We start from the raw sequence: 925 nt of genomic DNA, 5'->3' as shown, positions 1-925 counted from the left end.
CACCTCGCGCGACGAGCTGATCATCGACGAGCGCCGCAAGGCGTCCGGCGTCGAGGTCGCCGAGCCGATGCTGACCAACATGGTCAACGCCGCGCAGTAAGCGCCGGTGGAATGAGAGAAAGAAAAGGGGCCTGCGTGGCCCCTTTTTGCATTTGGGCTTCACGAACGAGGATGAACCATGAGCGCCAAGACCTGGACGGCTGTCGACGACTATATCGTCTCCTCTCTTTTCGAAGCGGACCCCGCGCTGCATGCCGTGCTGGCAACCAACCGCGATCAGGGCCTGCCGGCGATCGATGTCTCCGCGGCGCAAGGCAAATTGCTTTCGCTCCTCGTGCGGATTCGGGGCGCGAAAAAGGTGCTTGAGGTCGGCACGCTCGGTGGCTACTCGACCATCTGGATGGCAACGGGATTGCCCGCCGACGGCAAGATCGTGACGCTGGAGCTTGATCCTCACCACGCCAAGGTCGCGCGCTCCAACTTCGAGCGGGCAGGGGTTTCGGACAAGGTGGACCTGCGCCTCGGCCCTGCGCTGCAGTCGCTGGCTCAACTGGAGAGCGAAAATGCCGGTCCGTTCGATCTGATCTTCATCGACGCCGACAAGCCGAACAACCCGAACTATCTCTCCTGGGCCATGCGGCTGTCGCGCTCCGGCACGGTCATCGTCTGCGACAATGTCATCCGCGACGGCGCCGTGCTGAAGAATGACGGTCGCGACGAGAATGTCATTGGTGCCCGCGCGGTGTTCTCCTTCATCGGCGGCGAGAAGCGTCTGGACGGCACCGCCATCCAGACCGTCGGCGCCAAGGGCTATGACGGCTTTGCGATTGCGATCGTGGACTGACGCGGGCCCGCGCCGGTTCGGTCAACTCGGTCGACGCCCGTCGACTCAGTCGAAGAACGGCTCGACCACGTTGCGCTTGCC

At 63.6% G+C, this 925-nt stretch carries 1 protein-coding gene; it reads left to right on the top strand.

What is annotated here, in order from left to right; translation table 11 throughout:
- The first annotated feature begins 178 nt into the window (after window positions 1-178).
- Entirely contained in the window at window positions 179-844 is a 666-nt protein-coding gene (locus EOA38_RS37755) for an O-methyltransferase (RefSeq protein ID WP_127301602.1), read from the top strand.
- Window positions 845-925: the final 81 nt, after the last annotated feature.

It is taken from the genome of Mesorhizobium sp. M1E.F.Ca.ET.041.01.1.1 (assembly GCF_003997355.1).
Classification (GTDB): Bacteria; Pseudomonadota; Alphaproteobacteria; order Rhizobiales; family Rhizobiaceae; genus Mesorhizobium.
Note: the sequence above shows the minus strand (reverse complement) of the source record. Positions and strands in the feature narration are given on the sequence as shown.

Bases quoted from the DNA above. Each gene is read 5' to 3' on its own strand.
- EOA38_RS37755 (WP_127301602.1), top strand. From the start codon at position 179: ATGAGCGCCAAGACCTGGACGGCTGTCGACGACTATATCGTCTCCTCT.